Annotated in this window: 17 protein-coding genes; 11 read left to right on the top strand and 6 right to left on the bottom strand. The window is 57.7% G+C overall.

The features are described from left to right. Positions 1-8: 8 nt before the first annotated feature. The 5 genes from FMN63_RS18045 to FMN63_RS18025 all read right to left on the bottom strand — a co-directional run bounded on the left by FMN63_RS18045 (position 9) and on the right by FMN63_RS18025 (position 4,418). Positions 9-1,184 carry an acetate/propionate family kinase gene (locus tag FMN63_RS18045; RefSeq protein WP_148585471.1) on the bottom strand — a complete coding sequence of 392 codons (1,176 nt, stop codon included), beginning with the start codon at positions 1,182-1,184 and terminating at the stop codon, positions 9-11. Beyond that, positions 1,184-2,599 (bottom strand): bifunctional enoyl-CoA hydratase/phosphate acetyltransferase, encoded by a 1,416-nt coding sequence (locus tag FMN63_RS18040; RefSeq protein ID WP_148585470.1) that lies wholly within the window; start codon positions 2,597-2,599, stop codon positions 1,184-1,186. The genes FMN63_RS18045 and FMN63_RS18040 overlap by 1 nt, the downstream gene beginning before the upstream one ends. A gap of 192 nt (positions 2,600-2,791) precedes the next feature. Further along, positions 2,792-3,274 carry a hypothetical protein gene (locus FMN63_RS18035; RefSeq protein ID WP_209001163.1) on the bottom strand — a complete coding sequence of 161 codons (483 nt, stop codon included), beginning with the start codon at positions 3,272-3,274 and terminating at the stop codon, positions 2,792-2,794. A 109-nt stretch (positions 3,275-3,383) separates the two neighbouring features. Further along, positions 3,384-3,938, bottom strand: a complete 555-nt coding sequence (locus FMN63_RS18030) for a TadE/TadG family type IV pilus assembly protein (protein ID WP_148585469.1) — start codon at positions 3,936-3,938, stop codon at positions 3,384-3,386. A gap of 15 nt (positions 3,939-3,953) precedes the next feature. Then, positions 3,954-4,418, bottom strand: a complete 465-nt coding sequence (locus FMN63_RS18025) for a pilus assembly protein N-terminal domain-containing protein (RefSeq protein ID WP_148585468.1) — start codon at positions 4,416-4,418, stop codon at positions 3,954-3,956. A 524-nt stretch (positions 4,419-4,942) separates the two neighbouring features. Between FMN63_RS18025 and FMN63_RS18020 the strand changes: the two genes are divergently transcribed. The 9 genes from FMN63_RS18020 (at position 4,943) to FMN63_RS17980 (ending at position 14,058) form a co-directional block, all read left to right on the top strand. Next, positions 4,943-5,128, top strand: a complete 186-nt coding sequence (locus FMN63_RS18020) for a Flp family type IVb pilin (protein WP_148585467.1) — start codon at positions 4,943-4,945, stop codon at positions 5,126-5,128. 181 nt (positions 5,129-5,309) lie between these two features. Then, a complete protein-coding gene (locus FMN63_RS18015; protein ID WP_148585466.1) occupies positions 5,310-5,816 on the top strand; it encodes an A24 family peptidase in 507 nt (168 codons plus the stop codon). A 420-nt stretch (positions 5,817-6,236) separates the two neighbouring features. After that, positions 6,237-7,007 carry a Flp pilus assembly protein CpaB gene (cpaB, locus tag FMN63_RS18010; RefSeq protein ID WP_148585465.1) on the top strand — a complete coding sequence of 257 codons (771 nt, stop codon included), beginning with the start codon at positions 6,237-6,239 and terminating at the stop codon, positions 7,005-7,007. A 38-nt stretch (positions 7,008-7,045) separates the two neighbouring features. Beyond that, entirely contained in the window at positions 7,046-8,455 is a 1,410-nt protein-coding gene (locus FMN63_RS18005; RefSeq protein WP_209001162.1) for a type II and III secretion system protein family protein, read from the top strand. A gap of 16 nt (positions 8,456-8,471) precedes the next feature. Beyond that, a complete protein-coding gene (locus FMN63_RS18000) occupies positions 8,472-9,182 on the top strand; it encodes a CpaD family pilus assembly protein (RefSeq protein ID WP_209001161.1) in 711 nt (236 codons plus the stop codon). Positions 9,183-9,191: 9 nt separating this feature from the next. Beyond that, complete coding sequence (locus FMN63_RS17995; RefSeq protein ID WP_148585463.1) at positions 9,192-10,499, top strand: CpaE/TadZ family protein; 1,308 nt, start codon at positions 9,192-9,194, stop codon at positions 10,497-10,499. 31 nt (positions 10,500-10,530) lie between these two features. Beyond that, entirely contained in the window at positions 10,531-12,042 is a 1,512-nt protein-coding gene (locus tag FMN63_RS17990) for a TadA family conjugal transfer-associated ATPase (RefSeq protein WP_286192680.1), read from the top strand. A gap of 7 nt (positions 12,043-12,049) precedes the next feature. Then, positions 12,050-13,072: a type II secretion system F family protein gene (locus FMN63_RS17985; protein WP_148585462.1), complete on the top strand. Its 1,023-nt coding sequence runs from the start codon at positions 12,050-12,052 to the stop codon at positions 13,070-13,072. 8 nt (positions 13,073-13,080) lie between these two features. Beyond that, a complete protein-coding gene (locus FMN63_RS17980; RefSeq protein WP_148585461.1) occupies positions 13,081-14,058 on the top strand; it encodes a type II secretion system F family protein in 978 nt (325 codons plus the stop codon). A gap of 228 nt (positions 14,059-14,286) precedes the next feature. Here FMN63_RS17980 and FMN63_RS17975 read toward each other — a convergent pair whose 3' ends face one another. Beyond that, positions 14,287-15,063: a tetratricopeptide repeat protein gene (locus FMN63_RS17975; protein WP_162855048.1), complete on the bottom strand. Its 777-nt coding sequence runs from the start codon at positions 15,061-15,063 to the stop codon at positions 14,287-14,289. Between the two features lie 187 nt (positions 15,064-15,250). Between FMN63_RS17975 and FMN63_RS17970 the strand changes: the two genes are divergently transcribed. Both FMN63_RS17970 and FMN63_RS17965 read left to right on the top strand, forming a co-directional pair. Further along, positions 15,251-16,633 carry a leucyl aminopeptidase family protein gene (locus FMN63_RS17970; RefSeq protein WP_148585459.1) on the top strand — a complete coding sequence of 461 codons (1,383 nt, stop codon included), beginning with the start codon at positions 15,251-15,253 and terminating at the stop codon, positions 16,631-16,633. A gap of 77 nt (positions 16,634-16,710) precedes the next feature. Beyond that, positions 16,711-17,061: a MarR family transcriptional regulator gene (locus tag FMN63_RS17965; protein WP_006934185.1), complete on the top strand. Its 351-nt coding sequence runs from the start codon at positions 16,711-16,713 to the stop codon at positions 17,059-17,061. Positions 17,062-17,065: the final 4 nt, after the last annotated feature.

Genomic DNA, 17,065 nt, shown 5'->3' with positions numbered 1-17,065 from the left:
GCCTGTCGTCAGCAGCTGTTGCCTAGCAGTTCTTCGGTGTGACGCCGGATCATGGCCTCTTCGTCGGTCGGGACAACCAGAATATTGATGTGGGAAGTATCTGCCGAGACAACCTCTGCGTTCGCCTGGTTCCGGGCCGGATCGATTTCAAGGCCAAGCCACTGCTGTCCTTCGCAGACCTTCTCCCGGATCAGGGCCGAGTTCTCTCCAATGCCGCCGGTAAAGACAATAGTGTCGAGGCCGCTCAGAACGGCAGCCATGCCTCCCAGTTCCCGCCGGATGCGGAAGACGAAATAATCGATCGCTTCCGCGGCTTTCGGATCGGCGCTTTGCGTCAGGGTGCGCATGTCCTGACTGATGCCGGAAAGCCCCTTGAGGCCTGACTGCTTGTAGAGCAGATCCGACACAGCGTCGGGGCTCATGCCCTTGGTCGTCAGCAGATACAGAACCACACCGGGATCGAGCTGGCCGCAGCGCGTGCCCATCGGCAAGCCGTCAAGCGCGGTAAAGCCCATGGTCGAGCCGATGCTCTTGCCTTCGCGAATGGCGCACATGGAAGCGCCGTTGCCCAGATGTGCCACGACCAGCCGGCCGGCATAGATCTCCGGATGCGTCCGCTTCAGATACGAGCAGATGTACTCGTAAGACAGACCGTGAAAGCCATAACGGCGCACGCCTTCGTCATAGAACGGCCGGGGTAGGGCGAACGTATCGTTGACCCATGGGTGGCTGCGATGGAACGCTGTGTCGAAACAGGCGACCTGCATGGCCTCGGGAAAGGCCTCCCGGGCGGCAGCGATCCCGGCCAGATTATGCGGTTGATGCAGGGGAGCAAGCGGTTCGAGCGCCTTGAGATCCGCCAGGACCTCTTCCGTCAGCCGAACAGGTTCGGTGTGAGATACGCCGCCATGGACCACCCGGTGGCCGACAGCATCGACATCACGCTCACCGAGTTCCTGTTCAAGGACCGGCAGAAGGGCAGCGAGTGCAGCCCCGTGGCTCCGGCCTTCGTCCGCTGTAAGTGCCCGGTCCACTTTCGTATCGGAAACCCGCGAGGCAAGGGAAATACGCGGCGTGGCCCCCAGGCCGGAGATCTGCCCTTTGAACTGAACAGCTTCTCCCCAATAGAGCGTAAACTTGATAGACGATGAGCCCGAGTTCAGGACAAGAATGACCGGGTCCATTATCCGTCACCTTCCCTGTCGAGAATGCCCGCCGGAGCGCCGGTCGCCTGCCAGTGCATATAGAGCAGGGCAAGCGCGCAGGAGGCGAGGCGGGCCCGGCTGTCGTCGGCCCGGCTGGTCAGCATGATGGGAACCTTGGCGCCAATGACAAGGCCGGCAGCTTCCGCATGAGCGATGAAGGTCAATTCCTTCGCCAGCATGTTGCCCGATTCCAGGTTCGGTACGATCAGAACCTCTGCATGTCCGGCAACCAGAGACGTAATTCCTTTGGTCCGGGCTGCCTGAACATCGATTGCATTGTCCATCGCCAAGGGGCCGTCGACGATTGCACCGGTGATCTGGCCACGTTCGGCCATCTTGGAAAGGACCGCCGCATCAAGGCTGGACGGAATCGCCGGGTTTACAGTTTCAATTGCGGACAGAACGCCAACGCGCGGCATTTCCAGGCCGAGAGACAGGGCGGCGTCAATGGCGTTCTGCGTGATGTCGACCTTGGTATTGAGGTCGGGCGTGATGTTGATTGCCGCATCCGAAATCAGGACCGGGGTTTTGCGGCCGGGAATATCCATCACAAAGACGTGGCTGATACGCCGTTTGGTTCTGAGCCCGCCATCGCGTTTGACCACGTGATGAAGAAGATGGTCGGTGTGAAGATGGCCCTTCATTACGGCCTTGACCCGGCCTTCATGCACCAGCGCAACGGCTCGGCCGGCCGCTTCCATTTCATCTTCGATATCGATCAGCTCATAGGGACCAAGGTCTTCGTCAAGTTCTCTGGCCGCCGCTTCAATCCGGTTTTTCGCTCCGATGAGGATGGGGGTGATCAGCCCCTCGCGGGCGGCCATCAAGGCACCTTCCAGCGAGTTGGGGTCGTCCGGCGCAGCCACCGCGGTCGGCAGGGCAGGAAGGGTCTTGGCCAGTTCGATCATCCGGTTGAAGTGCCGGTGCCGCTGCACCAGGATCGCCGGAATGTCGCTGGAATCGAACTCGATGAGCTCTGTCGGCGCGGCGACTTCGGCAACGCCTTCAACAAGGCGGGTGCCGTCTCCCCGCGTCACCGACATATCGAACAGGACGATATTGTTCGGTCTTTTTTCGGTTGCGGTGACCCTCACATGCAGTTTGTCGCCGACCGCAGCTCCGCCAATAAAACGGAACGACTGAGCCTTGTAGATTGTCCCGGGCCCGGGAAGAATGTTGCCGAGCACCGCTGAGGCAAGCCCACCGACCCACATCGCCGGCGCAACGGGTTTGTCGACATGACCGTCGCCGGTCCAGTCCGTGTCAGGCAGGTGTATCGGATTGTGATTGCCGGATGCGTGCGCAAAAACCAGAAGGTCGTTGGAAGAGCATTCCCGCACGATTTCCGCGGTATCGCCGACCTTGATCTGATCGTAAGTCTTGTTAGTCGCCATCGGTTCAAAAATCCCATACTCAAAAGCGCATATTGCGACGCAGCATTGCCGGCAGAGTAGCCGGAATGTGCGACGTTAAAAATACGGGAGTTAGCGTAGGCAGGCGTTCTGTCGATTGAAACAGCGAAAGTCAGAGCAGGCCAGGAGGTGCCAGCACTGTATTCTCCGACTGGCGAGCCTTGCCTTATATCTTCAGCAGTCCGGGCATTTGACAGTGTCTGTCAAGCGCGGCCGGAGGTAAAAGGTGTCGCTCAGATCGATTAAGGAATCCCTGGCAAAATAATCAGTGAAAATGCCTGCAAATGGCGGCGCATACTTGAGGTTGGCCTGTGTCACAACAATAGAGGTCAAAGGCTTGGCCACCGCATCCGGAAGTTCGATCGGCGGCTTGGAGCCTTTCGGCCAGGAAGACCCTCCCTTGGAGGAATAGCTCCAATCGACGGCAGGATTGCCTTTCTTGTCGAAAGTAACACTGGCCACGATCGTTTCCAGGTTGGTATCTGGATAAGGATCAAGGATCTTGCCGCCGATATGCATCATCGCTTTGAGGTCGGCAGGCGTAACGGTCTGGCCTTGGGCGACAAGGTCGGCGACAGAATTGGCGATGCGACTGACCTTACGGTTATGATCCAGTGTGCCGGAAGCTTCCTCCATGAAGATCAGCAGGATCAGCATGAAAGGCAGGACCATCGCAAACTCGATCGCGGACACGCCCCGCTTGTCCGTGCCGATGCTTTTCAGTCCGGCAAGCCAGTGCTGGGGGGATATGAAACGAGGACGTGTCTTAGTTCCAGGGTTCATTTCGAAACACCATGGTAGAGGTCAGATAACGCTCGTTGCCGTGATCGGCGAGATTGAGATCCAGAACTGATGTGATCATAGGCCACTTGTAAATGGCGTTCACAACAACGATTTCCCCCGGTCCGGCATCTTCGTAATTGGAGTCCTCCTTCAGATCGCCGTCTTTATCGTAAAGGCTCTCGCTCGCAGATTTTGCCAAGGCAAAACTCTCGACCTTGTCGACATCGACCACCAGCCGGTCCATGGAACACAGAAAATCCGGCAGGTTGTCGCAAATATGTGTCTTGAAGGTATCGGCGTTAAAACCGCTGTCATGGGCCTGGCCGGTGCGGATTTCACGGGACGCAGTGATCACAGCATTGTCGAACATCCGGTTCACGAAATGGTACAGGCCAGCTTCAAGGATCGCGAGCACAAGCGTAAAAAAGGGAAGCGCGAGAACCGCGAACTCGAGGGCCGTTGCGCCGCTGTCATTCTTTCCGAAGGCTGTACGCCTTCTTTTTCGTCTCGATGTGAGGAGCCTCTTCAAGAACCGCATTCGGTGACTACTCCGTTACTGCTTCCCGCCGGCCGCTTTGGTCGCCAAGTCGTTGCGCGCGCTAGCCTGGCCCGCAGTTGCCTGGAATGTCTCGGTCGAGTCTCCCAAGCGCAAAACTGGTTCGCACGATGGATTGCAGGACAGGGATTCCCGTGAGACTTTCCTGTAGACTGAGACCACGTCGTCATCGGACGCCTTCACCGTAATGACTTCATCCACGATCGGCTTGTTGTCGCCATCCAGGATCACAAGATTTGTGGTTCCGTAGCTCTTGCCCGTAATGACAACGGTGTTCGCATCGAACATTGCGACATCCGCGATAAAGGGATTGCCGACAATTACGGCGGCGGCGCCATCTTCGATCCGGAAGACCTTGGCGCGATCCACCGTGACGAGCACGGGGCCATCCTGTGCGACCGCTACGGTCGTGCTCAAGACAACCGCAAACAGGCCCGTCCATCTGATTAGCTGCGCAAACATGCCTATGGATACTCCAATTGTGCATTTTCTTAGAACATCATGCGTCGAACGTGGTGAACGATCTGCTAACAGCCTTTCGAAGGAAGTATGGGCGTATCTTGTTTTGCTTTTCCGTCCGGTTATTCGAATGGTTTACCGTTATTCGTGCGCGTCGGGTCTTTTTCTATGCAAACAGATCAGCCATGGAGGCTGATGGAATATAGTGATAAGAAATCCACGTATAAACGGTGCTAAGATCTGGTCAGGAACTAGAAAGTGAATAGGAAAAATTTTGAAAATTGTAAGATATTTTGAGGTATATTTAAATTTCTGCAATTTTTATTAAGGTTCGCTGACTGTATTAATAAAATTTTATTTATACATATTGTTAACTATAGTGATAATTGTCAGTATTATTTTTTGTGGGGGAAGTAAATTTAACTGGTTGGAAAGCTCTCTGTCCTAGGGTGAGCCCATGTCCAATCGGACAAAAAAGATCCGACGGACTTGAAGCTGTCAATTCAGTGGTACTTGGAGCAAAGCAAATGAAATCTCTTATCAAACGTTTCGCAAACGACGAATCTGGCGCAACTGCAATCGAATACGGCCTGATCGCTGGCCTGCTGTCCATCGTGATTGTCGGTGCAGTGACTGCAACCGGTACGTCGCTGAGCGCGATCTTCACGACGATCCAGACTAAGATGACCGGCGCAGCTACCGCGGTTAAGTAAACCTGCTGCGTCTGAGGTTAGGCTTATTGTCGGCTCTTGGCAGCTCAAGCTGTTGACGAGTGCGAACAAGAACGGGCGGATTTTCCGCCCGTTTTTTGTACTTCAAGGGTTGGTTTCCGCGAAATATTAACCTCTGCTCCCTAACGTTTTGGCATAAGGTTTCCGAAGAGACGAAGTTTCCATGGTTCAGGCTGCAATTCTCGTCATTTTTCCAATGTTGGTCGCTTTTGGTGGCGCGTCCGATTTGCTGACAATGACCATCCAGAACCGGGTATCCCTACTTTTAATCGTGGGGTTTGCCATCCTGGCGGTTGCGACCGGCTTGCCGTTGCAGGCCTGGGGTATGCATGCGCTCGCATTCGCGGTCATCTTCGCTCCCTGTTTCCTGTTTTTTGCCTTTGGCTGGATGGGGGGAGGGGACGTCAAGTTCATCAGCGCCATCGCTTTGTGGATCGGTTTTTCCCAGCAACTGCTGATGTTCGTTATTTTTGTTTCTGTCTATGGCATGTTACTGACCTTAGGTCTTTTGGTCATACGTCAGCAAAGCGTCGTGCCCGCTGTTCTCTATCGTCAGGAATGGTTCGCTCGCCTTCATGACAACAAAAGCGGCATTCCCTACGGCATTGCGATCGCGATTGCCGGTCTTCAGGTGTATTCTTCCACCTACTGGTTTGAGCTCATCCGCTGAGTTCCTCCTGAGCGAACGTTTCTGCACCGACGTATCTCCAGCGATACCGCTCGCCCCGACTTCTCCTGGCATTGCCGCACACTCATGTAGTTAGAAAGCGCAAACCGGTCTCTGCGTCGAGGCGGGCCGATTGCCTGCGGCCGGTAATGAATGGTGAGCGAACACGGTTATTGACGCATTCGACCTGCCCAAGGGACTTCCCTAAATCGCTTAAAGCAAAAAAAATAGCGTCCACGAAGTTGATCGGGGTGTCAGGTGACACTGTAAACGTTGCAGATTGCAGCGATTTAAGAAGGTGTTCAGTAAAGTTAACGAATATTAACCGAAAACATCCACATCTGATTAACCATGTTTTGACCAATTACCCGTCATCCTAGTCAGGAACAGCGCATGTGCGCATGGAAATATTGGGTTTTGGTCATGAAAATCGCGCGAATTTTCGTCCTGGCAATTGCTGTAGCGGCTGGCATCATCGCCTTCCGCATGGTCATGATGTCGGGTAACAAGCCTGCGGAGCCGCAGACCGCACAGGCTCCTGCCGTCAAGCAGGCCGAAACGCAGGTTTTGGTGGCCGAAAGGGACATTGCGCTCGGTTCGAAGCTTACGCCGGACGACATGAGTTGGGCGAACTGGCCCGAAGATGCGGTTCCCTTCGGCGCCGTGACGAAAGAGGCCGCTCCTCTGGCTAACGAGGAATATAAGGGCCGAATCGCCCGGGCGCCGATTTTTGCTGGTGAGCCCATTCGCCCGGAGCGTCTTATCACGACCGACAAAGGGTTCATGGCCGCAATCTTGCCGAAGGGCAAACGCGCGATTGCAGTCAGTGTCGAGGCCGAAACAACCGCTGGCGGCTTCATCCTGCCTGGCGACAAGGTAGACGTGATCCTGACCCGCCGGTCGGACACCAGCGCTCACAGTGAAACCATCCTGGAAAACATTCGTGTCCTGGCTATCGACAGCACGACCGCTGGCGAGCAAGACCAGAAGAACCTGTCTCCCAAACGGACGGCCACGCTTGAGCTGACTTTGCCTCAGTCGGAGGTGATTGCCCAGTCGCAGCAGATCGGCACGATCGCACTCGCATTGCGAAGTGCCCAGGATTCCGCTGACGACGCAGAAGATGACGGCGGTCGCCGCCGTGGTGTCAGCTACGTGAAATACGGCGTGACAAGCCAGGCAGGTGCGCAATGAACCCGGTTGAAAACAGAACGTCCGGCAAGAGGGGCGCGATGAAACATTATCTTTACAAGCTGGCTGCCACCGTGGTTTTGCTCGGGGGGCTGACGGGACTGTCCGCTCCGGCAGCACAGGCCGAAGGCAATTTTCCAAGTCAGGTCCATATCGCCGCAGGCGAGCGGGCAACAGGCCGTATCCTCAACGTTGGCGTCGGCCGCTCGGTTGTGATCAACCTCGCCGAAGACGCGGCGGATGTGCTGGTGTCCAATCCGGAAATCGCGGATGCGGTTCTCAGAACGCCTCGCCGTATCTTTGTGATTGGCAATACCGCGGGTCAGTCGCGTCTTGTTCTGTTCAGTCGAAGTGGTCGAGAGCTGGCGAGTTTCGATGTCCGGGTTGAAAAGGACACGTCCGATATCACCCGGATTATCCGGAAGCTGATCCCCGGATCGAATATTTCCGCTGAATCGATCAACGGCAGTGTGGTGCTCAGCGGGACGGCCAAAAGCACGCTGGAAGCCCAGCAGGCAGCAGATATTGCCGCCAAGTTTCAAGGGGCCGGCAGTGCAAGCGAAATTGTCAACCTTATCTCGGTCGCCGGCAAGGACCAGGTTCACCTCAAGGTGACAGTTGCGGAAGTCGAGCGCTCGATCATCAAGCAGCTCGGGGTTCAGTTTCAGGGCACGATTGGCGTTGGCAACTTCACGCCCTTCATGTCAAGCCTGCCGAACTTCACCGTAAACCCGACGATCGTGAACCAGGCTGTCGGCGGGACCCAGTTCGCTTCTGGCGCAAGTAGCATCACCGCCCAGGTGGAAGCCCTGCAGCGTGAGGGCGTCATCCGCACTTTGGCCGAGCCGACCCTGACCGCGATTTCCGGTGAGAATGCAAGCTTTCTTGCTGGCGGCGAATTTCCAATCCCGATTTCACAGAAAGACGGCGAACTCAGCGTCGAGTTCAAGAAATTCGGTGTTGGGCTCGACTTTACGCCCGTGGTTCTGTCCGCGGGCCGGATCAGTCTGCGCGTGAAAACCGAGGTCAGCGAACTGAGCAACGATGGTGCGGTTTCGGCCGGTGGGATCACCATTTCCGCGCTGAAGGTACGCCGCGCGGAATCGACCATGGAACTACCATCCGGTGGCACGTTGGTGATGGCGGGTCTCCTGCAGGAATCCTATCAGCAAGCCATCGAAGGTATTCCCGGCCTGATGCAGATCCCCATTCTCGGCGCGCTCTTCAAGAGCCGTGACTTTCTACGTGAACAGACAGAACTGGCTGTTTTCGTAACGCCTTACGTGGTTCAGCCGGTTGCAGTCAGCAAGCTGCAGCGCCCGGACAAGAACCTGATGGCGCCGTCAGATGCCGAAACGATTTTCCTCAATCGGCTGAACAAGATCTACAACCCGACCGGAGCCGCTGCCGAAGGCAACTATCACGGTCAGGTCGGCTTTATCTACAAGTGAGAACGGACGGATGAACATGTTGAAAACAGTCCGCGCAAAGACGCTCTCGCAAACAGGCCTTGTGGTCTTTGGGTGTCTGATCGCAGCCGGCTGCCAGAACCAGTCGCAGTCGACGAGCCAGATGCTGGCGTCCCACGACTACAGGCTGATGCACCCGATCGTGATCACCGAAGAACCGGAAACGCTGGATCTTCCCATCGGACGGAACACCCGTAACCTGAACGGACCGATTGAAGGCACCGTTGCTGCCTTTGGTCAGCAGTCCCGGCAGAAGGGTGACGGATCCGTCGAGATCCTCGTCCCCTCAGGCGGGGCCAATGAAGCGGCGGTTCATTCGATAACACCCAAGATCCGTCAGGCGCTGCAGCGTGGTGGTGTTTCCAGGAACAGGATCAGCACACGAACCTATGCCGTGGGCGACCCAGGCGCAGATGCACCGATACGCCTGTCCTACGCGCGTATGCAGGCGACAGCGGGAGAATGCGGGGCCTGGCCCAGAAACATCGGTGGCGGCTTCGGCGAAAACATCAATTACGAGAACTTCGGTTGTGCCACCCAGGCGAACCTGGCGGTGATGGTCGACAATCCGTCCGACCTGATCACACCGAGAGCATCCGCTCCGTCCGATCAGGGCCGGCGTGCGGTGGTCATAGAAAAATACCGGAAGGGCGAGGTCACGGCAGGTGACTTCAAAGAAGGTGTCGGCGCTGAAATTGCCGATAACTAGGGGATAGCGATGAGTGCCAACCCAGATTTTAAAGACACGTCCGGCTATATGCAGCCTGTTTCCGAGCCTGTGGATCACAGCTACGCAGAAAGCGACGCCGGTCTTCATATCGGCTCGGTTCCGCGCATCACTGTGCACGGCTTCTGTCTGACCGACGCTACCATGCAGGTGGCGGAGGCGGCCATGGAAGATCGGCGCATGGCAAAGGCGCATCTGAAACTGGAAATGGGCGGTATCCCGGCCGCGATCGGAACCTTCGAGCAAGCTCCGACACCGAACCTGATTCTTGTTGAGACATCCGGCAGGCGTGAAGATCTTGTGTCGAGCCTCGATCATCTGGCCGAATTTTGCGATCCGGGAACCAAGGTAATTGTCATTGGCGATGTCAATGACGTGACGCTGTATCGCGATCTGATTTCCCGCGGTGTCAGTGAGTATCTGATCACACCGGTCAGCGTGTTCCAGCTGATCGGCACCATCGCCAGTCTTTATGCCGATCCCGATGCCGAACCGCTCGGCCGCACCGTTGCATTCTTCGGTGTCAAGGGCGGCTGCGGAGCCTCGACGATTGCGCACAACGGTGCCTGGGCCCTTGCCCGTGTCTTTCAAAGTGAAGTCGTCGTGGCGGACCTCGATCTGCCATTTGGCACCGCAGGGCTGGATTACAATCTGGACCCTTTGCAGGGTGTTTTTGAAGCAGTGTCTTCCCCGGAGCGTCTGGACGAAACCTATCTCGACCGAATTCTGTCCAAATGCAACGAGAACCTGAGCCTGCTGGCCGCACCAGCCACGCTCGAGCGCACCTACGACCACAGCGAGAAGTCTTTCGACCAATTGGTGGAGACAATGCGGGCCGGCGTACCGGGTGTCGTGCTGGACGTGCCGCACGCGTGGAATGCCTGGGTCAAGAACACGCTGCTCGGGGTCGACGAGATCGTCCTTGTCGCGGAACCGGATCTGGCCAACCTGCGCAATGCAAAGAACGTTGTCGACATCTTGAAGCAGCTGCGGCCGAACGACCGCCCGCCGCATCTCATCATGAACAAGGTCAATGTTCCCAAGCGCCCCGAGATCAAGCCGGAAGAATTTGCCAGCGCGCTCGGCCTGTCGGTGCATGCGACAATCCCGTTCGAGCCGCATCTTTTCGGAACCGCGGCCAACAACGGGCAAATGATAGGTGAAGTTGATGGAAAACATGCGATTTCTCGCGTGTTTGACGATCTGGCACATACCGTCTCCGGCAAGGCGCAGCCCGTCAAGGCGTCGCGCTCGAGCCTCGGTGGATTGCTGTCGAAATTGAAGCGGAAGGCCGGCTAGACCGGCCTGAGAGCGGAGCAGATAGTTCGTTATGTTTGGTAGACGTGGCAGCTCATCGTCTGGACCCCAGACCCTTCAGCCAGGTGGCGTACCTGGGCTGCAGGATTCGCCTGCGCCGGTGGAGCAGGCGAAACAGCCGGAACAACCGGCGCCGCAGAATATCCAGACCGAACCTCCCAAGCCGGAGACACCTGCGGCCCCTCCGCCGCCGCCCGAGCCTCAACCGGCCGCACCGGCGGCTCGCAAGAAGAACAGCGAATATTACGAGACCAAGGCCCAGATCTTCAACGCACTGGTCGAGGCCATCGACCTGTCGCAGCTCGCCCGTCTTGATGCCGAAGATGCCCGCGACGAGATCCGCGATGTCGTGAATGACATCATCGCGTTGAAAAACGTGGTGATGTCGATTTCCGAACAGGAAGACCTGCTGGAAGACATCTGCAACGACGTTCTGGGGTACGGACCTCTCGAACCGCTGCTCGCTCGCGACGACATCGCCGACATCATGGTGAATGGTGCGCACACGGTCTACATTGAAACCTCGGGCAAGGTCGAACAGACCGGGGTCACGTTCCGCGACAATGCACAGCTCATGAACATCTGTCAGCGCATCGTGAGCCAGGTTGGCCGCCGCGTCGATGACAGCAGTCCGATCTGTGACGCCCGTCTCCCCGACGGCTCTCGTGTCAACGTCATTGCCCCGCCGCTTGCCATCGATGGTCCTGCACTGACCATTCGTAAGTTCAAACGCGACAAGCTGACCCTCGAACAGCTTGTGAAGTTCGGATCGATAACGCCGGAAGGTTCAACGATCCTGCAGATCATTGGCCGCTCGCGGTGTAACGTCTTGATCTCCGGGGGTACCGGCTCGGGCAAGACGACCCTGCTGAACTGCCTGACAGCCTTTATCGAGAACACCGAACGGATCATCACCTGCGAAGACAGTGCCGAGTTGCAGTTGCAGCAGCCGCATGTGGTGCGCCTGGAAACGCGTCCGCCCAACCTGGAAGGGGAAGGCGAGATCACCATGCGCGATCTCGTGAAGAACTGTCTGCGTATGCGTCCTGAACGGATTATCGTGGGCGAAGTGCGTGGCCCGGAGGCCTTTGACCTTCTCCAGGCCATGAACACCGGTCACGACGGGTCGATGGGAACGTTGCACGCCAACTCCCCCCGAGAGGCCCTGTCCCGTCTGGAATCCATGATCACCATGGGGGGCTTCTCGCTTCCTTCCAGAACCCTGCGCGAGATGATCGTCTCTTCCATCGATGTGGTGGTTCAGGCTGCGCGCCTTCGCGACGGCTCCCGCCGCATTACCCATGTGACGGAAGTCATGGGCATGGAAGGCGACGTGATCACGACCCAGGACGTCTTCCTCTACGACATCGTCGGCGAAGACCCCAACGGCAAGATCATCGGACGCCACCGTGCGACGGGTATCGGCCGGCCGAAATTCTGGGAACGCGCCAGATACTTCGGCGAAGAAGCCCGTCTGGCACAGGCACTGGATGCTGCCGAGATGCCTGAATACGTAGCTGATTGAGGAACCCATGTCTGGAATTGAAGAGTTTCTCACACCTGAAATCAGCGGCCTGGCCGTCGCGTTCCTCGTGATGCTCGCGGTTGGTGGTATCATCTATAGCCTCTTTCAGCCCGCCCTGTCCGGCTCCAAGCGGCGCGACCAGCGTGTAAGCGCGGTTGCAGCCCGGCCCCAGAGCGAAAACCAGCGCAAGGCACTTCGTGATGTCGACCGCCGCAAGCGGTCCATCCAGGATCAGCTCAAGGAATTCGAGGAACGGCAACAGGCCAAGCAGGACAAGCAGCAAAAGGTGCCGCTGAAGGTCAAGATCGAGCAGGCCGGACTGACCTGGGAAACTCGTCATTTCGTGATCTTCAGTCTCGTTGCCGGCCTGATCTTCCTGGTGCTGGGTCTGATCATAGGCAGTGGCAACCTGTTCATTGCGGCCGGATTTGGTTTCGCTGGTAGTCTGGGTTTTCCCCGCTGGTACGTTTCCAGCAAGCGCAAGCGCCGCTTCAACGCCTTTCTGGAGGAACTGCCGAACGGCGTCGACATCATTGTGCGCGGCGTCAAGGCCGGTCTGCCGCTCAGCGACTGCATCAAGGTGGTTGCCCGCGAAGCACGCGAGCCGGTCGCAACGGAGTTCCGTAAAATCACCGAAACCCAGATCATGGGGGTCTCGCTCGCCGATGCGGTCGGCAAGTTGCCCGACCGTGTTCCGCTTGCCGAAGCCAACTTTTTCGCCATCGTGGTCGCCATTCAGCAAAAGGCAGGTGGCGGCCTTGCAGAGGCGCTGAACAACCTCTCCAAGGTTCTGCGCGGCCGCAAGGCCATGAAACGCAAGATCAGGGCACTCAGCGCCGAGGCAAAATCCTCCGCCGGAATCATCGGCGCGCTGCCGTTCTTCGTCGGCGGGATCATGTATCTCATTGCGCCCAAATACATTTCGATTCTGTTCGAAACGACAGCTGGTAACATCATCATCGCTGGCTGCCTGTTATGGATGTTTTGCGGCGTCATGGTGATGCGCGCCATGATCAACTTCGACTTCTAGGAGACGGCATGGACCTCGACACCCTCGTATCCAGTCAGTTTCTGGCAGCGGTCCTGGCAATGATCGCAGTCACGGGAACCATTTTTTCACTCGTGATGCCGCTCATGTCCCGCGACACCTTGAAATCTCGGATGAAATCGGTCGCGATTGAACGCAACAAGCTGCGGGCCAAGGAACGGGCACGGCTTCAGGCGATCCACGCGGACGCAAAGGCCTCCCTGCGCAATCAGCCGAAGGCGCAGATGAAAAGTCTTGTCGACCGGCTTAATCTGAAGGAAGCGCTGTCCGACCAGACGACGGTCGATAACCTGCGGATGGCGGGTTATCGCGGGGCTGCGCCGCTTTATTATTTCCTGGTCGCGCGCATCGCTATCCCCGTCGGTATCTTCACCTTCTCGGTTGCCTATGTGTTTCTCGTCCTGCCCAGTGACTTGCCAGCGTTGTCGAAGGTCTGCTTCTGTCTGGGGCTTGCCGGTCTCGGCGCTTTCATGCCGAACCTTTACCTGAAGAACAAGATCGACAAGCGCAAACTGATCATCCAGCGGGCCTGGCCGGATGCGCTAGATCTCATGCTGATCTGTGTGGAATCCGGCATGTCGATCGAAGAGGGCTTCAAACGCGTTGCCGAAGAAGTCGGCGTCCAGTCGGTTGAGCTGGCAGAAGAATTGTCGCTCACGACGGCAGAACTGTCCTACCTCAGCGATCGACGCATCGCCTACGAGAACCTGGCGAAGCGAACGGGTGTGGACGGGGTCAAGAACGTCATGATGGCGCTCATCCAGGCCGAACGTTACGGCACGCCCGTGGGCACCGCCTTGCGCACAATGGCGGACGACACCCGCGAACAGCGTATGCAGATGGCCGAACAGAAGGCCGCGTCCCTGCCGCCGAAACTGACCGTACCGATGATCATGTTCTTCCTGCCGGTGCTGTTCTTCATCATCATGGGACCAGCGGTCATTCAGGTGATCGACACCTTCAAGTAAGCAGCGGTCTTGTCTCTCCGGCGCAATGGCTGCCGGAGGCCCCACTTCCCCGAGCAGGCATCAATACGTGGCTTCCTTGAGAAGGAGATCGCGGTGAGACAGCTGCGCCAGCAACACAGTTCTTTGGCGTTGCCTGACTTTTGCATCAGGGCCGGCCTGGTCGCCGCAGGCCAGACCTGTCAGGAACGAAGCTGCATGGTTGATTGACGAGGAAGGAAAGGCGGGGCCTCAGCCTTGCTGGCGTTTCTGCATCATGGTGCGCAGATAAGCGATATTGGCCTTTGCCTGCTGCGGATCGATCTCCGTCTGGGCCACTTGAATGGCTTCGTCGAACTTGCCCTGGATACCCAGAACAAGGGCCAGATTCTGGCGAACACGGCTGTCCGCGCCGGGCAGGGCGGCCGCCTTGCGCAACGTATATTCGGCGTCAGGCAGATCGTTCGACAACAGATAGGACAGGCCCAGATTGTTCAGAAGGCTCGGGTCGTTCGGAGCTATCATCAAGGCCTGCTTGTAAAGGCTGCGCGCTTTCTCGTTGTTGCCGGTCTGGTCATAGATCGCCGCCTCTGCGGACATCAGCTTCCAGTCCGGTGTATCCGGCCGTTGCGCACCGTGAATCACGTTGAGCGCTTCGTTGAACCGGCCGTTCATTGCCAGCACCTTGCCATAGGCGGAGGCGATTTCCCGGTCCTTGGGATGGGCGATCACGCCGGAGCGCAACACGGCCATAGCCTGGGGCATCTGACCGTTCTGGCTGAGGGCGTTTGCATATCCCAGGATGGCATTGCGGTCCTTGCGGTTGCGCTCATAGGCCTTGGACCATTTGGAAACCTGCGCCAGTGCCTGCGACGAACCCGGCGACGTGTAGCCGGAGGCGGGGGAATGCGTGCCCGTGTTGGCCCGATTGGACGCACAGCCAGTGACAACGACAAGCGCCGACATGGCCAGCAGCGTCGTAGCGATACGGGTGCGACGGCGAACGGAACCGGTTCTGGGCGATTGCATTTCCAACATCCTTGTTGTCAGCGGCTTTCATGTTTCCATGTTAGAAATAGATAATTAACCCTAATGCTTGGTTAAGCATCGTTGCGAATTGCGAGAACCGGTGCGGATCGGCCTGCGCCATATTGCGTCCAGCCGCCGGGCGTCCTAGGTCTTGAAGATCGAATCCAATCTCCAACGGAGGTCCCCCGTGCGCGAAAGCCTAGTCCGCAAGAGCGATGTTTCCAGCTCCACGCCCATCCACGCCGTCACCGAGGCAAGTCTGCCTCACGTTCTGGACGGGCTTGGCGCCGCAGCATCCAACTGGTGCAAGGCCAACGACTTTGCAGGCAAGCCCGCAACCGTCCTGCTCGTTCCGGGGGAGGGCGGCGCAGCGGTGCTGTTCGGCGTTACGGAAGAGGGTCTGCCTCATCCGCTGGCACTTGGCGGGCTTGTGGCCGGATTGCCGGAAGGCGATTACCATCTTGCCGACGGGTTTCCCGATCCCGAGCAGGCAGCGCTCGGCTTTGCGCTTTCCACCTATTCCTTTACCCGCTACCTCAAAAGCGAAGGCAAAACCCGTCGTCTGGCTGTTGAGGACGGTGTCGACCTCGACCGTCTCGGAACGATTCTCGACGGCGTGAAACTGGCACGTGATCTCATCAATACGCCGGCGAACGATCTCGGGCCGGAGGAATTGTCCCAGGCTGTTGTCGCGCTGTTCAATCAGCATGGCGGTACCGGACGGCTGGTCATCGGAGACGATCTGCTGGAAGAGAATTTTCCGATGGTTCATGCGGTCGGCAGGGCCAGCAGCCGGGCACCGCGTCTGGCGGATTTCATCTGGGGCGACGAATCTGCACCCGAGGTCACTCTGGTGGGCAAGGGCGTCATCTTCGATACCGGCGGGCTCAATCTGAAGCCAGGGTCTTCCATGGCTCTGATGAAGAAGGACATGGGTGGCGCCGCGAACGTGCTTGGCCTTGCCTCCATGATCATGGCCGCAAAGCTTCCGGTGCGCTTGCGCGTCATCGTCCCATGCGTCGAAAACGCCGTTGCAGGCAATGCTTTCCGTCCGGGTGATATCCTGCCGAGCCGCAAGGGACTGACCGTCGAAATCGGCAACACCGATGCCGAAGGCCGGTTGATATTGGCAGATGCGCTGGCCCTTGCCGACGAGGAAAGCCCGGACATGCTGGTCGACATGGCAACGCTCACCGGCGCTGCCCGTGTCGCGCTTGGACCGGATCTGCCGCCTTATTACACGCATGATGAAGACCTTGCCGAGGATATCGCGGTGATGGCCGAGGCGACCGCAGACCCGTTGTGGCGCATGCCGCTTTGGCAGCCTTATCTGAAATATCTCGACAGCAAGGTTGCGGATATCAATCACATCAACACGTCAGGCGCGGGTTTTGCCGGCTCCATCACGGCAGCCCTGTTCCTGTCCCGCTTCGTCGAGAACACCGGTAGCTGGGTTCACTTCGACATCTATGGCTGGACCCCGATGGAAAAGCCCGGAAAACCGATGGGCGGCGAAGCCCAGGGCATTCGCGGCCTGTTCGATGTGATCTCCGAGCGTTTTAAGGCGTAAAATAACGGCTCCGAAACGTTTTCGTGCTTCGATGGTCATGGAGATGGATGGGGGAAAAGGATGGGACCCTGTAACTCATGGCCGTCGAATTGCGCGCTTCACAGGCGCTGAAACTGATGCACGAGGTCAATCTGGCGCTTGTTCGCGATAGTGAACAGGATCTCTCAGCGCGCCAATTGACCATCCTGATGACGGTTTATCTAGAGCCGCCGCCTCATACCGTGCGCGGTTTGGCTGCCAAGTTGAACGTCACAAAACCTGCTATCACCCGGGCGCTTGACACTCTGGGCGGTATGCGGCTTCTGTCGCGCAAGCGCGATGAAGCCGACAAACGCAATGTGATCATCACCCGCACGGTGGAAGGCGCGCTTTATCTGGAGCAGCTCGGCGATCTGGTGGTTGAAAAGGCCAGGGAACTGCCGCGCTGACAGG

This window comes from Stappia sp. BW2 (assembly GCF_008107695.1).
Lineage (GTDB): Bacteria > Pseudomonadota > Alphaproteobacteria > Rhizobiales > Stappiaceae > Roseibium.
Note: the sequence above shows the minus strand (reverse complement) of the source record. Positions and strands in the feature narration are given on the sequence as shown.